General features: G+C 46.3%; 20 protein-coding genes. 4 read left to right on the forward strand and 16 right to left on the reverse strand.

What is annotated here, in order from left to right; translation table 11 throughout:
- The first annotated feature begins 257 nt into the window (after positions 1–257).
- The 4 genes from speA (at position 258) to AK965_RS03655 (ending at position 6941) form a co-directional block, all read left to right on the forward strand.
- Positions 258–2168, forward strand: coding sequence for an arginine decarboxylase (gene speA, locus AK965_RS03640; RefSeq protein WP_172438055.1), 1911 nt, complete (start codon positions 258–260; stop codon positions 2166–2168).
- Position 2169: 1 nt separating this feature from the next.
- Positions 2170–3090 carry an agmatinase gene (gene speB, locus AK965_RS03645; protein ID WP_099078320.1) on the forward strand — a complete coding sequence of 307 codons (921 nt, stop codon included), beginning with the start codon at positions 2170–2172 and terminating at the stop codon, positions 3088–3090.
- Between the two features lie 244 nt (positions 3091–3334).
- Complete coding sequence (gene emrD, locus AK965_RS03650) at positions 3335–4540, forward strand: multidrug efflux MFS transporter EmrD (RefSeq protein WP_099078321.1); 1206 nt, start codon at positions 3335–3337, stop codon at positions 4538–4540.
- A gap of 235 nt (positions 4541–4775) precedes the next feature.
- A complete protein-coding gene (locus AK965_RS03655) occupies positions 4776–6941 on the forward strand; it encodes a S9 family peptidase (protein ID WP_099078322.1) in 2166 nt (721 codons plus the stop codon).
- 173 nt (positions 6942–7114) lie between these two features.
- Here the strand turns inward: AK965_RS03655 and AK965_RS03660 are convergent, their stop codons facing one another.
- The 16 genes from AK965_RS03660 to AK965_RS03735 form a co-directional block, all read right to left on the reverse strand.
- The gene (locus AK965_RS03660; RefSeq protein ID WP_099078323.1) at positions 7115–8185 is read right to left on the reverse strand and encodes a porin; all 1071 of its coding nucleotides are present in this window, start codon (positions 8183–8185) and stop codon (positions 7115–7117) included.
- Positions 8186–8400: 215 nt separating this feature from the next.
- On the reverse strand, positions 8401–9270 hold the full coding sequence (locus AK965_RS03665; protein WP_099078324.1) for a zinc ABC transporter substrate-binding protein: 870 nt from the start codon (positions 9268–9270) through the stop codon (positions 8401–8403).
- A 22-nt stretch (positions 9271–9292) separates the two neighbouring features.
- Complete coding sequence (locus tag AK965_RS03670; RefSeq protein WP_099078325.1) at positions 9293–10168, reverse strand: metal ABC transporter permease; 876 nt, start codon at positions 10166–10168, stop codon at positions 9293–9295.
- Positions 10168–10902: a metal ABC transporter ATP-binding protein gene (locus tag AK965_RS03675; RefSeq protein WP_099078326.1), complete on the reverse strand. Its 735-nt coding sequence runs from the start codon at positions 10900–10902 to the stop codon at positions 10168–10170. Before AK965_RS03675 ends, AK965_RS03670 begins: the two co-directional genes overlap by 1 nt.
- Complete coding sequence (locus tag AK965_RS03680; protein WP_099078327.1) at positions 10902–11828, reverse strand: zinc ABC transporter substrate-binding protein; 927 nt, start codon at positions 11826–11828, stop codon at positions 10902–10904. The genes AK965_RS03675 and AK965_RS03680 overlap by 1 nt, the downstream gene beginning before the upstream one ends.
- A 23-nt stretch (positions 11829–11851) precedes the next feature.
- Positions 11852–12406 (reverse strand): hypothetical protein, encoded by a 555-nt coding sequence (locus AK965_RS03685; protein ID WP_099078328.1) that lies wholly within the window; start codon positions 12404–12406, stop codon positions 11852–11854.
- The gene (locus tag AK965_RS03690; protein WP_099078329.1) at positions 12403–12723 is read right to left on the reverse strand and encodes a hypothetical protein; all 321 of its coding nucleotides are present in this window, start codon (positions 12721–12723) and stop codon (positions 12403–12405) included. The genes AK965_RS03685 and AK965_RS03690 overlap by 4 nt, the downstream gene beginning before the upstream one ends.
- 45 nt (positions 12724–12768) lie before the next feature.
- The gene (locus AK965_RS03695; RefSeq protein WP_099078330.1) at positions 12769–13599 is read right to left on the reverse strand and encodes a DUF4198 domain-containing protein; all 831 of its coding nucleotides are present in this window, start codon (positions 13597–13599) and stop codon (positions 12769–12771) included.
- A 16-nt stretch (positions 13600–13615) separates the two neighbouring features.
- Positions 13616–14155, reverse strand: a complete 540-nt coding sequence (locus AK965_RS03700; RefSeq protein ID WP_099078331.1) for a DUF2271 domain-containing protein — start codon at positions 14153–14155, stop codon at positions 13616–13618.
- Positions 14156–14177: 22 nt separating this feature from the next.
- Positions 14178–14807: a PepSY-associated TM helix domain-containing protein gene (locus AK965_RS03705; protein ID WP_099078332.1), complete on the reverse strand. Its 630-nt coding sequence runs from the start codon at positions 14805–14807 to the stop codon at positions 14178–14180.
- A gap of 175 nt (positions 14808–14982) precedes the next feature.
- Positions 14983–16155 carry a hypothetical protein gene (locus tag AK965_RS03710; protein WP_099078333.1) on the reverse strand — a complete coding sequence of 391 codons (1173 nt, stop codon included), beginning with the start codon at positions 16153–16155 and terminating at the stop codon, positions 14983–14985.
- Positions 16152–16772: an energy transducer TonB gene (locus AK965_RS03715; protein ID WP_099078334.1), complete on the reverse strand. Its 621-nt coding sequence runs from the start codon at positions 16770–16772 to the stop codon at positions 16152–16154. Before AK965_RS03715 ends, AK965_RS03710 begins: the two co-directional genes overlap by 4 nt.
- The gene (locus AK965_RS03720) at positions 16772–17176 is read right to left on the reverse strand and encodes a biopolymer transporter ExbD (RefSeq protein WP_099078335.1); all 405 of its coding nucleotides are present in this window, start codon (positions 17174–17176) and stop codon (positions 16772–16774) included. The genes AK965_RS03715 and AK965_RS03720 overlap by 1 nt, the downstream gene beginning before the upstream one ends.
- Positions 17173–17727, reverse strand: a complete 555-nt coding sequence (locus tag AK965_RS03725) for a MotA/TolQ/ExbB proton channel family protein (RefSeq protein ID WP_099078336.1) — start codon at positions 17725–17727, stop codon at positions 17173–17175. The genes AK965_RS03720 and AK965_RS03725 overlap by 4 nt, the downstream gene beginning before the upstream one ends.
- Entirely contained in the window at positions 17727–19115 is a 1389-nt protein-coding gene (locus AK965_RS03730) for a MotA/TolQ/ExbB proton channel family protein (RefSeq protein ID WP_099078337.1), read from the reverse strand. Before AK965_RS03730 ends, AK965_RS03725 begins: the two co-directional genes overlap by 1 nt.
- 3 nt (positions 19116–19118) lie before the next feature.
- A complete protein-coding gene (locus AK965_RS03735; RefSeq protein WP_172438056.1) occupies positions 19119–19886 on the reverse strand; it encodes a DUF3450 domain-containing protein in 768 nt (255 codons plus the stop codon).
- Positions 19887–19947 lie beyond the last annotated feature (61 nt).

Here is a 19947-nt window from a genome sequence, read left to right on the forward strand (position 1 = left end):
GTAACCAATTTCCTACTGGTCAGACCAACTATAACAGTAGGATGAACACTCTGTTAAATAAATCGTTACCCCCTCACTAATAACAAATGCTAATCGACACGGGTAATTTTAATCATTAGACTCCAATTGGCTTTTGTCCGTTAATGCGCGCACACGGAGTTCGTGTCAGGGTATGAGGTTATCGCCTCATGATTTGCTTTTTTGTACTTTCTCTTCTATTAAATTAAGAACTTAAGTACATTTTTGTGAGATTCGATGTGGAAAAAGCATCTAAATTAGACCGCATTCGCGCGGACTACAACGTTCACTACTGGAGCCAAGGCTTCTACGGAATTGATGACCAAGGCGAGGTATATGTATCACCTCGTAGTGACCGTAAACACCAAATCCCTTTCAGTGCCATTGTGAATGAGCTAGAAGCGAAGCAGTTAAATCTGCCTGTACTCGTACGCTTCCCGCAAATCGTGCATCAACGTGTGCACGGTATTTGCCAAGCTTTCAACCAAGCAATTGAAGAATACCAATATCCGAATAAATACCTGTTGGTTTATCCCATTAAAGTAAACCAGCAGCGTGAAGTCGTTGATGAAATCCTTGCAAGCCAAGCTCAACTTGAGACGAAGCAGCTAGGACTTGAAGCCGGCAGTAAGCCTGAGCTTCTTGCGGTACTGGCTCTTGCTCAACAAGGCAGCTCTGTGATCGTATGTAACGGCTATAAAGACCGTGAATACGTACGTCTTGCGCTTATTGGTGAAAAGCTAGGTCATAAAGTATTTATCGTTCTCGAGAAACTGACTGAACTTGATTTGGTGCTTGAAGAAGCGAAAAGTTTGGGTGTCACCCCGCGTCTCGGTTTGCGTATCCGCCTAGCGTCTCAAGGTGCGGGGAAATGGCAAGCGAGCGGCGGTGAAAAATCTAAGTTTGGTCTGTCTGCATCGCAAGTATTAAGCGTGATTGCGCGCCTAAAACGCGAAGACAAGCTCGACACCATGCAATTGGTGCACTTCCACCTAGGCTCACAGATGGCGAACATCCGTGACGTACGCAATGGTGTGAACGAGTCTGCTCGCTTTTACTGTGAACTGCGCGCAATGGGCGCAAACATTGATTACTTCGATGTGGGTGGTGGCTTGGCGGTCGACTACGACGGCACTCGCAGTCAATCTTCGAACTCAATGAACTACGGTTTGGCTGAATACGCACGCAACATCGTCAATACTGTTGGCGATGTATGCCAACAGTACGAACAACCAATGCCAGTGATCATCTCAGAATCTGGCCGTTCATTGACGGCACACCACGCCGTACTTATTTCGAACGTGATTGGTACAGAAACATACCAGCCAGAAGACGTGTTCGCACCCGCAGAAGATGCCCCTATCTTGCTACAGAATATGTGGCGCAGCTGGGAGAACTTACAAGATGGTACCGATGCGCGTGCTCTGATTGAAATTTATAATGATACCCAAAGTGATTTGGCAGAGGTACACTCGCAATTTGCTACTGGCGTACTGAACCTCGAACAACGAGCATGGGCAGAGCAATTGTCACTGCGCATTTGCTTCGAGCTAAATCACCAGATGAGTGCTAAGAACCGCTTCCACCGTCCAATTTTGGATGAGTTGAGCGAACGTCTTGCGGATAAGTTCTTCGTGAACTTCTCTCTTTTCCAATCTCTGCCAGATGCGTGGGGTATTGATCAGGTATTCCCTGTTCTACCACTTTCTGGTCTAGATGATGTGGAAGAGCGTCGTGCGGTGATGTTGGACATCACTTGTGACTCCGATGGCGCAATCGACAACTACGTTGACGGTCAAGGCATTGAGAGCACGCTACCCGTACCAGCATGGAGCAAAGACAAGCCGTACCTAATGGGCTTCTTCCTAGTAGGTGCATACCAAGAGATCCTTGGTGACATGCACAACCTATTTGGTGATACCCACAGTGCAGTAGTCAACGTTGATGAGAATGGTCAATTTGAGATCAGCTACATCAACGAAGGTGATAGCGTAGAAGACATGATGCGTTACGTTCATATCGACGTAGATGCGATTCGTGACAATTACAAACAATTGGTTTCCGAGCGTGTTGAAGCCAATGAACAAGCACAAATCCTAGCTGAGCTGGAACAAGGTTTAGCTGGCTACACCTATTTAGAGGACTTCTAATATGAATGATTTGTTTACTAAAACCGATTATTCGCTTTACTCCAACTCTATGTCGTTTCTACGTCGACCGTACATCAAAAACCCTGTATCGGCAGACGCTGACGTTGTCGTGCTTGGCGTTCCTCTGGACATGGCGACTTCTGGTCGCCCTGGTGCTCGTATGGGGCCAGATGCGATCCGTCGTGCGTCAGTCAACCTTGCTTGGGAAGGCAAGAAGTTCCCATGGGACTTCAACGTATTTGATAAATTGAAAGTGATCGACGCCGGCGACCTTGTGTTCGATTGTGGTGACGCAGAGGATTTCACTTACCGTCTAGAAGCAGCGACAAGCGAAATTCTAAAGAGTGGCAAGACCATGCTAGGTTTAGGTGGTGATCACTTCATCACGCTGCCAATCCTGCGTGCTTACGCGAAGCACCATGGCCAAATGGCACTGATTCACTTCGATGCGCACACTGATACTTACGCAAACGGCAGTTCTTACGACCATGGCACCATGTTCTACCATGCACCGAAAGAAGGTCTAATTTCTGCAAAGAACTCAGTGCAAATTGGTATTCGTACTGAATATGAGCAACAAGATCACGGTTTCAATGTCATCAACGCGATGCAGGCAAACGACATGTCAGTAGAAGAGATTCTGGCTGAGGTACGCCGCACGGTTGCTGATAAACCAGTATATGTTACGTTTGACATTGACTGTCTTGATCCGGCATTTGCTCCAGGGACAGGCACACCAGTATGTGGTGGCCTAAACTCGGACAAGATACTGAAAATCATTCGTGGTTTTGCTGGTATGAACATCGTGGGTATGGACGTGGTGGAAGTTTCCCCTCCTTACGACCACAGTGATGTAACCGCTCTAGCGGGCGCGACGATCGCACTAGAACTGCTATACGCATACGCTTCAGGTCGCGCATAACGCATGTATTACAAAGGGGGCTTCGGCTCCTTTTTTTTGTCTTGAGCCCTCCTGCAAAAAAAGATTATTTTTTCTAATCCAAATCATAGATTTTTGTCTTGCTCAACTTCACATTTTTTGATTGCTAAGTCATCACTCAAGCTCTAATATCTCGCGCCTAGAACCCCTAATCACTTTTTTACTTGGCACTCTATCATAGAGAGCTATGGTTTTTTACGCCCTGATTTTTTGGAGAGATACGCAAATGTCCGCCTCGTTTCCATTAGCGAAACTTACCTTTTTAATCGCAATCCTGACTGCCGTAGGCCAAATGACTCAAACGATGTACGTGCCTTCTATCGGTCATATGGCGGGTGAATTTTTAGTGTCAGCGTCTTCACTTCAAGCGGTGATGGCGTGTTACCTAATCCCTTATGGTCTATCGCAATTTGTGTACGGTCCACTGTCTGATCGCCTTGGCCGTAAACCGATCATCATCGTCGGTTTAATCATCTACATCATCGGTACTTTAGTGGCGTTGTTCGCACACCAGTACGAATGGTTTCTAGCAGGTAGCTTTATCCAAGGCTTAGGGATCGGCTGTGGCGGCGCGATGTCTCGTACTCTGACTCGCGACTGCTTTGAAGGCGCAGAATTGCACCGTGCAAACAGTTTGATCAGCATGTGTGTAATTTTCTCTCCACTTATTGCACCAGTGTTGGGCGGTTACCTAACAGAAGCTTTCGGTTGGCGCTCTAGCTACCTATTCCTTGCTCTATTTGGTATCGCCGTTGTGATCACCATGATGACAAGCATGATGGAAACATTACCAAAAGAGCGACGCAAATATGAATCCGTTGCAAAGAGCTACAAGTTCGTACTGTCTGACAAACGATTCCAAGGTTTCCTATTGGTGCTTGTTGCTACTTTTGCTGGTGTCGCAGTATTTGAAGCTGCGGCTGGTGTGCTACTAGGTGGTGTACTTGGCTTACCAGCAACCACAGTAAGCTTGCTGTTTGTATTACCGATCCCGGGTTACTTAGTCGGCGCTGGCTTATCGAGCTACATTGCACAACGTCGCTCTGAGCGCCGCGCTCTGAATGTAGGTCTAGTGGCTATCCTAGTTGGCTCAGCAGTCGTGTTGATTCCGGGTCTGTTTGGTCTAACGACAGCGTTAACTCTGATTGGCGGTGCAACCATTTACTTCTTGGGTGCTGGTATTTTGTTCCCGGCAGCGACAACAGGCGCACTCTCACCATTCCCATATCACGCGGGGACGGGTGGTGCGATTTTGGGTGGTATGCAAAACCTAGGTGCGGGTATTGCGACACTATTCGCGTCGTTTTTCCCGGCTCAAGATCAAATGCCACTTGGTGTCTTGATGATGGCAATGTCAATCATCGCAATGCTAGGATTACGCTGGGTGAATCACAAACACGATCACTCGAACGAAATGCCATTGGCAATCTAAATTAGTGACCTCACCTTATTCAAAGGGACATGCTGAAAAGTGTGTCTCTTTTTGTTGCACGCTTCTTGTCTCCAAGCTCCCATCTGCCAGCTTTAGCATTTAACATCTCCGCTATTCTTTGCTAAAAAGAGCCGTTGCTTATATACATCACCGGAAGAATACAAACGTACCTTAACTCTCAACAACAAGAGGTGCTGATACTAAAACGAGCAAAGTACAAAATAGGGATATACAGATGCGTTTCACTTTAACCACATTCGCCGTATCGGTCGCGCTCGTCGCTGGATGCAGCAATCAAGGAATACCAACCATGAACCACCACTCCCAATCGCAGCTCATTGCTCAACAAACACAAGCACCCGTTGCGAAGAAAGTTCCTCATGCAATGACAATTCATGGCGATATTCGTGTCGATAACTACTACTGGATGCGTGATGATGAGCGTAAAGATCCAGAAATCTTGCAGCATCTTGAGCAAGAGAATCAGTATGCGGAAACAGTTCTAAAGCACACCGAAGCCTTTCAAGAGCAACTGTTCGAAGAGATCAAAGGCCGTATTGCAAAAGACGACAATTCAGTACCGGTTCGTAAAGGCAGTTACTACTACTCGAATGAAGTCACAGGCGACAATGAATACGAAGTGCATCTACGAGCCAAAGATTTTGCTGGCAAAGACAAGCAAGTTATCTTGAATGTCAACGAGCTAGCGAAAGAGCACGAGTTCTTCAATATCGGCGGTTTATACGTGAGCCCAAATGAAAACATGTTGGCTTATGGCGAAGATACGCTCAGTCGTCGTATTTACACCATCAAGATTAAAGACCTAACGACAGGTGAATACCTCAACGATGAAATTGAAGGTGCATCAAGCGCGATAGCATGGCAGAACGACAACCAAGCCTTCTACTACATCAAGAAAGATCCACAAACACTGCTTGGCTACCAAGTGTACCGCCATGTATTGGGTTCGCCACAAAGCCAAGATGTACTGATCTACGAAGAAACCGATAGCGCCTATTACACTTACCTCAGTACAAGTAAGGATAATGAGCAAGTTTATATTTGGCACTCCAGCACTGAAACCAGTGGTGTCTCTCTAATTGATGCAAACGATCCTGACGCAAAAGCAGAGCCATTCTACCCGCGTGAACAAGGTATCGAATACAGCATTGCGAAGCTCAATGACTGGTATTACATCTACACGAACTACCAAGCCGTAAATTTCCGTCTGATGAAAGTTCATAAAAACGAAATGCATGATCGCGCTAAATGGCAAGATGTCATCGCCGCTGACAATGAGACTCAGCTTGTCGACTTCGATTTGTTTGATGATCACTTAGTTTACGAGCAACGCGCGGATGGTCTCTCAACCGTCAAGATTCGTCAGCTTTCAACAGGGAAAGAGTTCCCGCTAACATTCAACGACACCGCCTTTGCTGCCTATCTCACTGGCAACAACGAACTGGACAATTCCAAGGTTCGCATTTACTACAGTAGCTTAACTACGCCAGGTACTTACTATGATTTCGACCTCAATAGCGGAGAGTCAGAGACCATGAAACAAACACCTGTACTGGGCGATTTTAATGCCGATGATTATCAATCCGAGCGTATAATGATCACAGCTCGTGATGGAAAGAAAGTACCTGTTTCTCTGGTTTATCGTAAAGATCGGTTCAAGAAAGATGGCACAAATCCTATCTATCAATACGGTTACGGCTCTTATGGCTCAACCATTGAGCCTACTTTCGGCTCGACTCGCTTAAGTTTGCTCAATCGCGGTTTTGTATACGCCATTGCCCATATTCGTGGTTCTGAAATGCTTGGTCGTCCATGGTATGAAGATGGCAAGAAGTTAACCAAGCAAAACACCTTCAACGATTTTATTGATGTGACAAAAGGTTTGGTTGAAGAAGGCTATGGTGCAAAAGAGAAAGTTTTTGCGGTAGGAGGCTCCGCCGGAGGCTTGCTTATGGGCGCGATTATCAACCAAGCGCCAGAGTTATATCGTGGTATTGGTGCTCACGTACCATTCGTAGACGTGGTTACGACAATGCTGGATGAATCCATCCCTCTAACCACCAACGAGTACGATGAGTGGGGCAATCCAAACGATAAAGCCTACTACGACTACATGCTTGATTATTCGCCATACGATAATATAAAAGCGCAACATTACCCGAACATGCTTGTGACAACAGGATTGCACGACTCGCAGGTTCAATATTTTGAGCCAATGAAGTGGGTAGCCAAACTGCGTGAGATGAAAACAGACAGCAACGTCCTAATCTTCAAAACCGATATGGAGGCAGGTCATGGCGGTGCCTCTGGTCGATTCAAGCGACTAAAAGAAGATGCCTTAGAATATGCCTTCTTCCTAGATCTGCTAGAAGCCAAGTAAACGTTCATCTAATTCCGAAATAATGCCCGCAACTTGCGGGTATTTTTACGCATTCTCTTTGAGTCTAAGCGATGACTCTCCTCCACAAGAAAATGCAAAAGAATAACGCCTACTCATAGCGAGTAGGCGTCAATACAATAAATGTGTTTAGGCAGAAGAAACGGTTCTATTTATTAGAAGTAGTAACGAGCGCCGATTGTCCACCAATCGTTCTTTTTGTTACCAATATCGTTGCCTAGGTCAAACTGGTAGCCAGCAAACGTATAGAAAGCGGATGTCACAGCGTATTCAGCTTGAATCGCCGACTCGCTGTAAAGCGTCTTACTCGCTTTGTCGTCTTCTACCGACTCGTAGTTCACACTGAATGTCCAGTCGTTGACGCCGTACGCCAATAGACCGTCAAGTTGAACGGTTTTCGCGTATGTCGTTCCATCGTAAGTGAAGAAATGATCATTCATACCGTATACGATGGCTGCATACAGACCTGAACCGTATTCACCGTAGTTAGCAGAAATCACATGAGACGTCGCCGACTCTGATTTAGTACCAACCTTTACATCACCGCCGCTGTATGTGTAGCCTAGACCAAAACCTGCTAGCTCTGTGCCCAGTGCAATTTGGCCACGATCATCATATACTGTTTTTGTTGTTTTTTCGTACACTACACATTTTACATCACAATCTTCGACAACTTTTTCTAAAGTTGTACTTTCTTGTGTTTGCTTACCTTGCCAGCCCACAGCTAAGCCTAAACCAAAACCGTCGCCAAACTCATAAGCATTACTGTAGCTCAGCATTTTATTCGCACGACCTGTACCTAAATTACCGTGATTGTAGTACAAGAAGTCATTGGCAAACGCGATTGGCATATCCGCTACGCCTGCTACATCGTAGTAAGGTGACCACTGAGTACCTGCTACTACACGACCAAGTTCTGCGTACGTCGCACCAATGTAACCTAAACGAGTAGTGAATGAAGTATCGCCACCGTCTAGGTAGTTTAGAGCCCACTCACCTTTTGCATCGACTGTTACGCCGTTACCAATGTCTTGCTTACCAACGACATTGATGCGTGGAGACACTTGGTGTATGCCTACATTGTCTTCAAAGTATTCACCAATACCCACATCAACGTAACCACCGATAGACATTGACGTGCCATCGCTGTTATAGATTTCTGCTGCGAGAGTCTGTGTACCACATGCTAGTGCCGCCACTGCAACGGCTAGAGTTTTCATTTTCATTGTTAACATCCATATAGTTGTTTGTACCGGTTCGCCCCGACAGCAAGAAATTAGACATCAATCGCAACGAACAGGTAACAAGGTAGTAATGAAACACAGCTGAAACAAATGCTTTCCCCCTAAACCACCTACATTTCTGGTTATTATTTAACCTAAATCACAATAAAAAAGGGAACTTTTCATTCCACTTCATAATTTGTGTGGTATTTACCGTGTCACAATCGCCAACGTGCGAGTGGCTTCTCAATTTTGATACTTTTACTGCCCATACGATCAATAGAGTCAACTTGCAGTATTCTGTGCGGTGAAACCAGAGCCTTTAGCATATTTGACGGTCGTCTACTCGTCACGATCCTTAGTGTTTTATCCTGTTCAAATTGAGCTTTTAAAGAATGTTTATCTGCCTCTGACCACTCCAACTCTGGTTTGAATTGACGACCAGCAACAAACAGTTGATTGCCTGACGCAAAGTCTTCCAACGATTCATCGAGTAATATGACTGAATCCATTTCCATTTCAAAGATCGCTTCTTGCTGCTGGTTAATCAGTTCACGCATTTTTAGCATGAGACCCTGATGGTTTTTCTCAATCGCCTCTTGGTGCTCAGGGTAAATTTTTTGCAGATCCTCTCCGACAATCGATGCCATTCGAATCAAGTTAACCGAGTTCAACCACGCGTACTTCGACGTTTTACCCTTATCAAGAGTCAATACGGCAACACCTTGAGCACGAGGAGAAATCGCTTGCGATGCATCAATTTCAATCAATCGAATATTACCTTGTCTTGCATAGACATAAGTCGGGTCTTGGTGCCAAATTGCCCCTAGAGTAATCGCCACCGTTGCCGACTTACCCGCTTCAATCACTTGCTCTTGACCTTGATTCGCAAACCAGTTAGCGACACGCTCAATACCATAACGTTTAGGTGGTAAATACGTCGTTTCAATACCCGTTCCTTGCATCAACTGCTGTGAAATCATGTAGGTAACCGGCGTGCTGGTTAAGATATCTTTAGCAAACGTAAATGGTGTCAATGTGCTCATCACCACCAAACTCAAGCTCATCTTTATTTTTTTTGTATTCATATTCTATTATTCGGATTAAGGATCACGCGTTATTCATGATTCGGTAAATCGTCGCGGCTAGGAAGAACGCTGCCGAGACAATAATGATTGATGCACCTGACGGAATAGGAAGTTCAAACTCCATAGGAAGAACGGCACCAATCAGGCAAGCGACGGTGGCCAACAATGATGAAAGCAGAACGAAACTACCCATTCGCTTAGTCAGCAACCTTGCCGTCGCGCCAGGGATCAATAAGAGTGCCCCCACGAGCACCGCACCAATGATCTTTACCGCCGCAATCGTCACCAGAGTGATCATCATGACAAACAAATAATCATAAAAACTGGTATTGAAGCCTCGCACACGCGCGATGTCCGGGCTGATGCAGGTGAGTAAAACTCGGTTAAATGTCGGGATCAATAGTAGAAGGATAATCAAACAGCTCACCGCCAGAATCGTGATGTCTCTGTCTGTTACCGTGAGAATTGAGCCAAACAACACGTTCTCGAGCATATGAATGTTGATCTTACGAGCCACGTACATCAGCAATGCCGCACCGACGGCCAAAGCCAATGCGAGAAAAACCCCAACAAGTGTATCGTAAGGAACATTGGTTCGATTACGCACAAAATGCAGCAATAGTGCGAATATCATGCAGAAACTGAACAACCCAATAAACGGATTTTCCGGTGGCTCTCCAAGTAAAACGCCGATGGCAATGCCTGTCAGTGCTGCGTGACCTACCGCTTCAGAAAAAAATGCTAAACGCTTGGCAATGACTAATGTTCCGAGCCCACCTAACAGCGGACCTAGAATTAACGCAGCAACAATCGCATTAACCATAAAGGCGTAAGCGAAGCTTTCACTTAACCAGCCAGCTTCTACGCCACGAAGTGCGAGTTGTCTTAACCACTCCATTATGCGGCCTCCACTTTTGCTGTGTAATGCTTAAATAGAGATTCAATACGCTCTGGACTTAGCACTTCTAAATGATGTCCTGAAGCCACAATTTGGCGATTCACTACGTGTACTTGTGCATTTAAACGGCGCACCGCTGTGACATCGTGATGAACCGCTAATACTGTTTTTCCTTCTGCCACCACTTCAAGAATCAAACTTTCTAAATAACGAACCCCTTGCTCGTCCATGCCTGTTGTTGGCTCATCTAACACGAGTAGGCTTGGATCATTTAATAACGCCTGCGCAAATAACACGCGTTGTTGCTCACCGCCGGACAATTGCCCCATTCGACGATCACTGCGGGCAGCCATACCCACACGATCTAGTTGAGCTAGCGCTTGTTGAGTTTGTTTGGTTTTTCTTCGCCAAAACAGAGGTACGCGTGTTTGGTTAAGCAACACAAAATCCATCACTGTCAGAGGTAAACTTGCCTCAAACATCGCCTTTTGTGGTACGTAGCCAATTTTGCCTAATTGCTGGTTTTGCTTAAGGTTTGGCCAATGCATCGAGATATCCCCCGTAAATGGGGTTAAGCCCAACACAGAACGTAACAGCGACGTTTTTCCGCCACCATTTGGTCCCATGATCACGTGGCATTGACCCGCCTCAAATTGAGTTTGGATATTTTGAAGAATAAGGTTACCGCCGTACTGCAAGCTCACCCCATCGATTGAAATAGACGGACCGAGCATCAGGCTTTCTCCTGCTCGTGCTTACTTGCTACAAACTTCATCGCGTCGATTAGCGTCGCCACGTTGTTACGCATTTCAACTTCAACTTTATCTGCTTCATATTCCCCATGCGTCATGTGCGAAAAGCGATAAAGCTGAACACCTGTCGCTTCTTCAATCGTATCGACAAAGCGGTTAGGCATGTTCAGTTCGTAAAACAGCACATCGATGCCAGATTGACGGATCTTCTCGATGGTTCCTTGCAGTTGGCTCGCACTTGGCTCAACGCCATGAGCAGGTTCAATCACGGCAGCCACATCGACACCAAACTCTTGCAAGATATAACCATAGGCATTATGCGTCGTTGCTACTTTCATCCCAGCGGTATTCAATTGGCCTAAAGACAACATGGCGTCACGCTTTAACAAACGAAATGTTTTGGCGTAGTTACGCGCATTCTTTCGGTAGTAAACTGCATTGTCAGGATCGAGCTTGCTCAGTTCACTCGCAATGGTGTACACCTTTTGAATCGTGGTCGATAGGCCAACAAAAGTATGCGGGTTAACCGCGCCTTTGCCCACCGATTGCCCCATCGCAGGCAATAAAGGCACTTCTTCGTTCGCTTCAATCACGACAAGATCATTTCGCTGGGCCGCCTGAATCACTTTCAGCGCAAAATCATCATGACCAATGCCATTTACCACGATGACATCCATTTGATTTAAGCGCTTTAGGTCATTCGGCTGTGGTAAATAGTTGTGTGGGTTAAACCCCGCATCCACCAGCGGAAGAATTTCCGCTTTATCCCCTACCACAGCTTTAACGTAACTGTAATAAGGCTGCAGAGTGATACCAATAGTTAGCTTATCTGCAGCGATGCTCGAAGCAGAGACCGCAAGCAACACACTTACGGCCATAATACGGCGTAATAGAACACGTTTTATCATCGTTATTTTCATTTATGTTGAACTTAGTGATCATGTGAATTGGAAGAAGGTGACGGCACGAGAACGATTTGCAGCCAACCTTGACGTTGACGATCTTCTTGCTTCATCAAGGCGCTAGCTTGAACAATACCAACAGCCTGTGAAAACCAGATGTCTGCCTGAGCATTACGGCTATCGAGGAGCATAGACGCTGCACCTTGTTCATCCTGTCTCAGCCCGAGATAAAGTCCGGAACCGAGTCGTTTCCATTGGTGCGAACCTTTACGCTGCCAACTTTGGTCTTGTACAAATGGTGCAATCCAAAATGCTTCTAACTCACTCACTTCCGGCCACGTGTCAGCGTCTACACGAAGATCTCGAATTTCTTCATGAGCGAGTTTGAGCTCAGCAACCATGGCAACCTCTTCTTGCGCAAGGTCAGTGATCGACACTTGATGAGCGAACACTTCCGAGTGCTCGGTCTCGGCTTGGTGGTACGGTAATAAGAACGTTGATGCCGTAAGGATTACGGTGACGGTCAATGCCACCCACTTTCCTTCTCGATTACCATTATTAGGTCGAACGATTTGTGTGTTCATTTCTCTTGTAACTCAACCACATCTACTTCGACGGGGTTTTCATGACCCGCATCAAACACAAGATAGAAATCCGTTTTCGGGTGAGGGAACTCTGCGATGGAACGCCTATCGGTTCTTACTTTGGCAATCAAGTTATCATCGTAGTCGTACATTTCGACATCAAAGTCCACTGCCGTTGAGCCATCCGAATAGCCAGCTTGGCAGATCACTTTTTCTTGTTCTAGATGGCAACTCATCAAAGGAAAATGTGCAATAGCCTGAAACGATGCCAGTCCGAAGAACAATAAAGAGATTTTGAGAATGGAGGTGCTGTTCATGGTCATTCCAAAGTGGCTCCCCTTTAACGGTGAGCCACAATTTGCTTAGTTAAGTTGAGTTTCAAACGTCAGGTGAACATTCGCACTGGTTTTATCTGCTAGAGGGTCGTTTTTCAGCTCACCTTTATAGTTGGCTTTCATCAGGTAACGACCAGCGACTTCCGGCGTGAATGTAATTTTGCCATCTATATCACTCACTACATCGATTTGCTCTTGATGGTTGCGGTAAAGCGTACCTTCACGAGTAATTTCCGCAGTCACACCTTGTTGAGGTTCCCCATTAAAGAAAAATTGGAAGATCACTTCTTCACCTTCAATGATGTCTGAAGGGTGCGTAAGCGGCTTCATCTCAAGCCACTTACCTTCGATTTCAAACACTTTTTCTGTCGGCATACCAACCGTTACGTAGCTTTCTGCACGGGTGTAGCTTAGCAGAGTCACCACATCGCGTGCTTTTTCTGGAATAACGCTCGCACGGTCAGCCTTACTCGCTTTTGCCCGTTTGACCGTGTCACGACGGCCCGCCTTGTATTGGGTGTAATAGCTCGGTTGATTGTTGATCGCGACCTTGTGTGTGCCTTCCTCTTCGAAATAGAAGTCAAACATCGAGCGGCGTTTCCCGCGCACGACAAAATTAGGACGCTCAGAACGACCATCTGGCATGATCACAAACGCTTGTTCACTACCTGCGGGTTTATCAAAAACAAACGTACCGTGAGATGCGGTTACATCGAACGTTAGCCAATCACCACCTTCTTTCGACACCGTGAAATGAGAAGGAAGAACCCAACGGGGATGTGCTTGTGCCGTTGTCGCCGCAGCTAAACCCATTGCCATTACGCTTGCTAGTGCCACCGCTTTCATTTTGGTCTTCATTATTACTCCTTCTCTATCACTTGACTTGGTAATTGACGGTGATTACGCCCGTCTCTTCCGTTGGTTTGATTTGGTAGCGTGCTTCTTTGTCTGCTAACTGAATTTTTTGACGCAGGTAGTTGCGACCACCGTGCTCACGCACGACTTCTACATGCAATGTATAGCCACCTTGCTCAAGGCGCTGACCGTCATCGTTGGTACCATCCCAAACAAAGCGATATTGACCTGCCGGGCGAGTTGCTGATGTTACCGCATCAACCAGTTCACGATCGTAACGACCGACTTTGCGCCACCAGCTACGAAGGTCTTTTAACCATTCATCTTTACCAACCCAAAGCTGGATGGTTTTCACTGGTTTACGTTTCTCATCCTCAATCCAAACCGCCACATAAGGACGTGCGTTCATTGAGGTATCGATTTTTGGTAACTCAAATTCAACATCGACTTTGGCATTATCTGGTAGTGGTTCCGCCAAAAGAGGAAGTGGAATCAGCGCGGCTATAAGTGCAGCCTTATAAAATGGGGGGCGACGGAAGAATCGACCTGCGTTTAACATAGGGTTCTCTCTATATGACCTGTTATGGCACAGCAACAAAATAAATAACGAACGACAATACGGTGCCTAAACTCATCCACTGCATCGACGTTCTGAATGTTTTCTTCTTTGGTAACAACAGGCACACACCAGTCAGGGCAAAAAACACCATTAACACTGCTGTTATGTCGATAAACCACTTCCACGTGTCGCCACTATTACGCCCTTTGTGTAAATCATTAAGCTGCGCAACAATGCCGTAGTGGGTGGTTTCAATTTCAGCTTGGCCCGTTGTCATATCAACAAAAACGGTGGCGTTGTAACCTGGACCTTTAAAATCCAAAGAAAGCTCGCCTAATACCAATTCTCCATTTTCTACTTCGGTGTAGACGTCCAAAGCTGATGGCATTCCACGCAGTTCATTTTCTTGAGTAAGGAAATCCAACAACGCCGAACGATTTGGTTGAAAGTTTCCCTCTCTTTCAAAAAGGATCTGAGAGGGAATAGTCAGAGTGTATTGCTGGATGATGGGTTCACTGCGCTCGAACAACTCAGGGCGATTCAAGGTAATCCCTGTCAACGCGAAAAAAAGCGTCACCGCTAAAAGTGCCATAGAAACATAAATGTGCAGGCGGCGAGCCCAAGTTTGAACACCTTTGCTTTTGAACAACATAGAAAATAATCATCACCAATAACCATGAATTGCAATTTAAGTGATAATCATTCGTATTGGCATTTAATTTACATTATTTACGTTTCAATATTCTGCAACGATAGCGTTTCTGGAAGGGTTGAAACAAAAAGACCCGAGCTTGCACTCAGGTCTTTAGGCTTCTTTCAATAACAGACTAGCCGCTTTGACTCTCTTTTGCGTGACGCAATTGAGAGAGGTATTTCACCCAACTATCTGCTTGAGTGGATGGTTCAATCTCATTGGCTCGTTTCGCGTTAGCGAGGGCATCGTCGAGTCGCTTTAATTTATAGTACGCACGAGTCTTCACCAATGCGACATCCGCTTTGCGTCCAGGAACGTTATCTAAAGCGACAAGCGCATCTTGATAATGACCTTCCTGAACTAACAGTTGCGACAGATTCCAATAGTATTGACGATCCAATTTGGCTGCTACGCGCCAACTATCAATCGACTTCTGCCACTCTTTCGCTATTTGCCAATACGTCGCTTGTTGTGCTTTCAGTTTGCTGTCTGAGTTAATGTCATTTAACTCAGCCAACACTTTCGCTGCTCGCTCCGGGATACCACGCTTGCCATACAGCTGAGCAAGAAGTTTCAAGTCATCTTGATTCAAGGTAACGCCTTGCAATTTAGCAAGGGCTAGAGAGTCAAGTGCGCGCTTGTCATCATCCACTCGCAAATAAAGCGCAACAAGTTGTCGCCACCACTCCACACGCTCTGGCTCAATCGCTATCAAACGTTTGATCGTACCTATTGCGGATTGCCACTTTTTCAGTTCAAGTTCCGCAGACAATTTGATCGACAGTGGTGCCATCTTATCTGGCAGACCCAACTTCTCGTATCGAGCCATCGCAGAAAGCACTTTGTTCCATTGATTTAGCTGATAGTGGGACTGTGCGATACGCAACCAAATATCGTGCGATTTTTGCTTCTTTGACACTGATTTGCTCAAGTCGTAGTAGTGAGGCAGAGCTTTAGTAAACTGCTGCTCGTTGAGCAACATGTCGGCCAGCATCTTACGTGTTTGCCAAGCTTGCTCGTCGTTCAAAAGACCGCTATTTACTGCGCTCTCCAGTTGTTTGATAGCCGGCTTAACTTGCTCATTTTGCCAATAGAAAATACCCAGCATCCGAGCAACAAACGCTTGATCATATTCGCGAGATAAGTCGAGGCTTTCAAGCGTGGAGATGGCTTCTTGCAGCTTTTCTTCTTGCGCTAGGTTATGAGCACGCTGAACGCGAGTTGCTGTGTACTGACTCAGTTCATTCGCGACAGTGGTAAAAGCACTCAGGCTTAATACTGCACCAATTAAGAATTGCTTCATCATTTGGCTAACTTGAACTCCACTCTTCTGGTTTGCCCAAAGCGCTCGACCGCAACACCGTTTTCGACTTTCGGCTGATACTTCGACTTCTTCAATGCACGAATGGCTTCTTTTTCGAACATTCTCTTAGGCTTAGCATCAATCACTTCGATATCTTTAGGGCGGCCTGTCGCATCGATTGTAAAGCGCATCGTCACGTAGCCTTCTATCTTCCGCTTAACCGCTTTACTTGGATAGCGAGGCTCTGGGCTGTATAGCATCATTGCCTGTTGGTTACCCATGATACCTTTCAGGTTCGGTGCACTGATCGCAATACCATCCAGTGCGGTGTTCAGACCCAATGCACTGATTGGCGTTACTTGGCTCATTGGCTCTGCTTGAGTTGCAGCTTGAGACAAATTCATCGGCTCTGGCGATTTTGGTGGTTCAGGCTGCTCAGGTACAGCGCGTTGACGACGTTGCACATCAGCATCGTTCTCTACCATCACCATATCAAAGCGCACCGCCTCCGAAGGTTTAGGTGCACGTTGATTGCCTTTATCGATCATCCACGCCATAAAGCTAAACAGGCTCACCGCAATCATTATTGACGCTGGTAGTGCGAGTAACAGCCTGCCCATTAAGGTTTCTCCGCCGCCAACGCGATGTTCTTCACGCCTGCACCCTTTGCCGCATCCATCACTTTCACAACCGTACCGTTGTAAGCATGTTCGTCAGCTTGAATCACAAGCGACGCGTCTGGCTGCTCAAGCAATAGGTGCTCAATGGCGGCTTCCACACGCTCGATATCTACCAAACGTTTATCGATGTACACGTCATTTGCTGCGGTTACCGCGATAAAAATGCCCGCGTCTTTTTGACTAACCACGTTCGATGCTTGGGGGCGATTCACTTCCACACCAGACTCTCGCACAAATGAGCTAGTCACAATGAAGAAAATCAACATGATGAAGACAATATCCAGCATCGAGGTTAAGTCGATCTGTGCTTCATCCTGTCGATGAGTTCTACGTCCGAGTCTCACTTCTGACTCCTTAAAGATTGTTCTAACTGGAGGGCTTTGCGCTCACACACCTTGCTTAAGCGCGCATGCACAAACATGCCAGCAAGTGCTGCAACCATACCTGCCATGGTTGGCAGCGTCGCAAGTGAAATACCCGAAGCCATCAATTTTGGATTACTGCTGCCTTGTGTAGCCATCACATCAAACACCGTGATCATGCCAGTCACCGTTCCCAATAGACCAAGCATTGGACAGATCGCCACAAGTACTTTGATGGTTGAAAGGTTTTGGTTCAGTTCAATGTGCGCTTTGGCAATCCATCCTTCGCGGATTTGATGCGCGTACCAAGAGTGATGATCGGCTCTTGCTGACCACTGCTTAAAAAGCTGTTTCTTCACCTTTGGAAATTCCGTTGTTAGGTAAAGAACACGCTCCATCACCAGTAACCAGCACACCGCAACAACGGCTGCCAACCACCATAGAATTTGGCCACCTTGTTGCATGAAGCGCATCAAAGTTGAGGCCCAATCCTGGCTGATCAAACCCAATGTGTTGAGTAGGATCTGCTCCATTACGCTGCGTTCTCCGCTACAGTGTTCGGTGCTTTTTGACCTTTTGCCATATCACGCTCCGCTTGCTCTGCCACAAGACCAATGCCCTGCTTCTCAAGGATATTGCGAATGTTCTCAGCTTGAGAGCTCAATACGTTGTGTGCCAGAAGCAGCGGCATCGCAGCAACCAAGCCAAGTACAGTGGTAACAAGTGCCATTGAGATACCGCCAGCCATGACTTTCGGATCACCGTTACCAAACTGAGTGATCACTTGGAAAGTTTCGATCATGCCTGTTACCGTACCCAGTAGACCAAGCATCGGTGCCAGTGCCGCAAGCAGTTTCAGCATCGACAAACCTTTTTCTAGATGCGTTTGCTCATCCACCACCGCTTCTAATAAACGAAGCTCTAATGCTTCAACGCTACGATGTTTGTCTTTTTGGTATACCGCAAGGATACGACCAAGTGGGTTATCTTCTGGTTGAGTTGGATTCTTAAGCTGTTTGGCGATTTTATGACGGGCAATCATTAGTGATACACCGCGAACCAACGCAATGATCAAACCAATCGCTAACAAGCCAAGAATGATCTGACCAACCACACCACCAGCGTTCAGGCGATCGGCCATCGTTGGCGAGTTTGCTAGTTGCTCAAGGAGTATGCCGCGAGAGGGGTCAATCACCACTGAGTCGATGTCACCGGTCTTTAAGCTGCTTGCTGTTGGACCATTTTCTGGTTGGCGAAGGTAATTCACCGCATCACCGCGTTGACCGTTCCACTTCACGTAACCAGCGTCACTTAGCAGCGCCAATGAGCCAAGGCGAACACCGTTGACCGTTTGTTCACGACCTTCACCATCAAGCAGAGTGAATGACACCTTCGCCAGCTCACCACTTGCTTTAACTTGCTCTTCCATACTGCGCCACATCGCGTCAAGCTGCGGCAACGTTGGTAGTGATTTAGCGGCAACGATATCGTCGATATTTTGCTGGTATGAGTTTGCATCTACACCAGTAACAGAATACTTAAGTTCTGCTTCCAGCTCTTTAGCATTTTGACGAACCACACCAAATAGCTCACCCAAGCTGCCAGTTTCAAGGCGTAGCTTTTCTTCTAACTGCGCAAGTTCCGCTTCATTTTCACTGAACGTCACCGCTAGTGTATCGGCTTCTGCTTGCAGCGCTGATCGCTCAGCCACAAGCTTGTTTTTCATTGCTTGCAGCTCTTGTTGGGTTTGCATAAAGCCAGACTCACGAGCGACGTTGTGCGACTGTTGTTGACGATTTTCTTGTTGCACTTTCTGCAGCAAGGTTTTGTTCGCTGAAGCTTGAGCATCGCTTGAAAATGTGGCGTGAGAGAGAAGCGCAGTACAAGAAATCAATGCGACCGATAGCCATTTCTTCATCATTATTTATTTGCCCTCCGCAACGTTTAGAGACACAGGCAAAGTAAGCATGCTCGGTGCGATCTGTTTGTTTGCCATCGCAAAGGCTTTATCGAGATCTGGCTTTTGATTAGGATCAACCGCTTGCCACACATTTTGTTGCTGTGACCAACGCCAGAAATGTTCACCTGACAAGCTACGTGCAATAAGCGATACGCGGCCTAGGTAAAGAATATCAGCTTCAATTTGGTCCTTGCTACCCAAGGCGATCTTACCTTGGTAAACACCGATCTTAGTGCCGTAATCCATTTCAATTTGGTACGCTTCTAAAATTCGGCGGAATTTTTCAGCATCTGTGACATCTGCGCGGATCATCATAGCGTCGAGTTTTTCGATACGCGCTGCACGCTGCGCCTTACGAATTGGCTTATCCTCCGCCACAATCGTTTTAAGACCATCGAGCATGTGGTACATCAAAGGCACCACGCCTTGACGAGTCTGAGCAATCTGCTCAATTTGCTCGTTAAGACTTTCTACTTCTTGGTTTTGGCTATCAACAAGGCTCGCGAGGTGGTTGCGATAAATTGTCAAATTGCTGACTTCTTCCTGCAGCTGTTCAATCTCAGCTTCTAAAGTCAGCGCTTTTTCTGCACTTATATCAATGCGTTTTTGGCTCACTGCCGACGCTTGGTTAGTTTTACTCTGCATGGCTTGTGCATCGTTAAGATTTTCCGCGTGAACGGGAATCAAAACCGATGAGAGCAACAACGCAATACTTGATTTCATTAGATTCATACGAGTTTACATATCTTAATTCTAGAAACACTATACCCAAGTAATCTCAAGGTTCGCGTTT

It is taken from the genome of Vibrio sp. PID17_43, from assembly GCF_002608565.1.
In the GTDB taxonomy this organism is placed as follows: domain Bacteria; phylum Pseudomonadota; class Gammaproteobacteria; order Enterobacterales; family Vibrionaceae; genus Vibrio.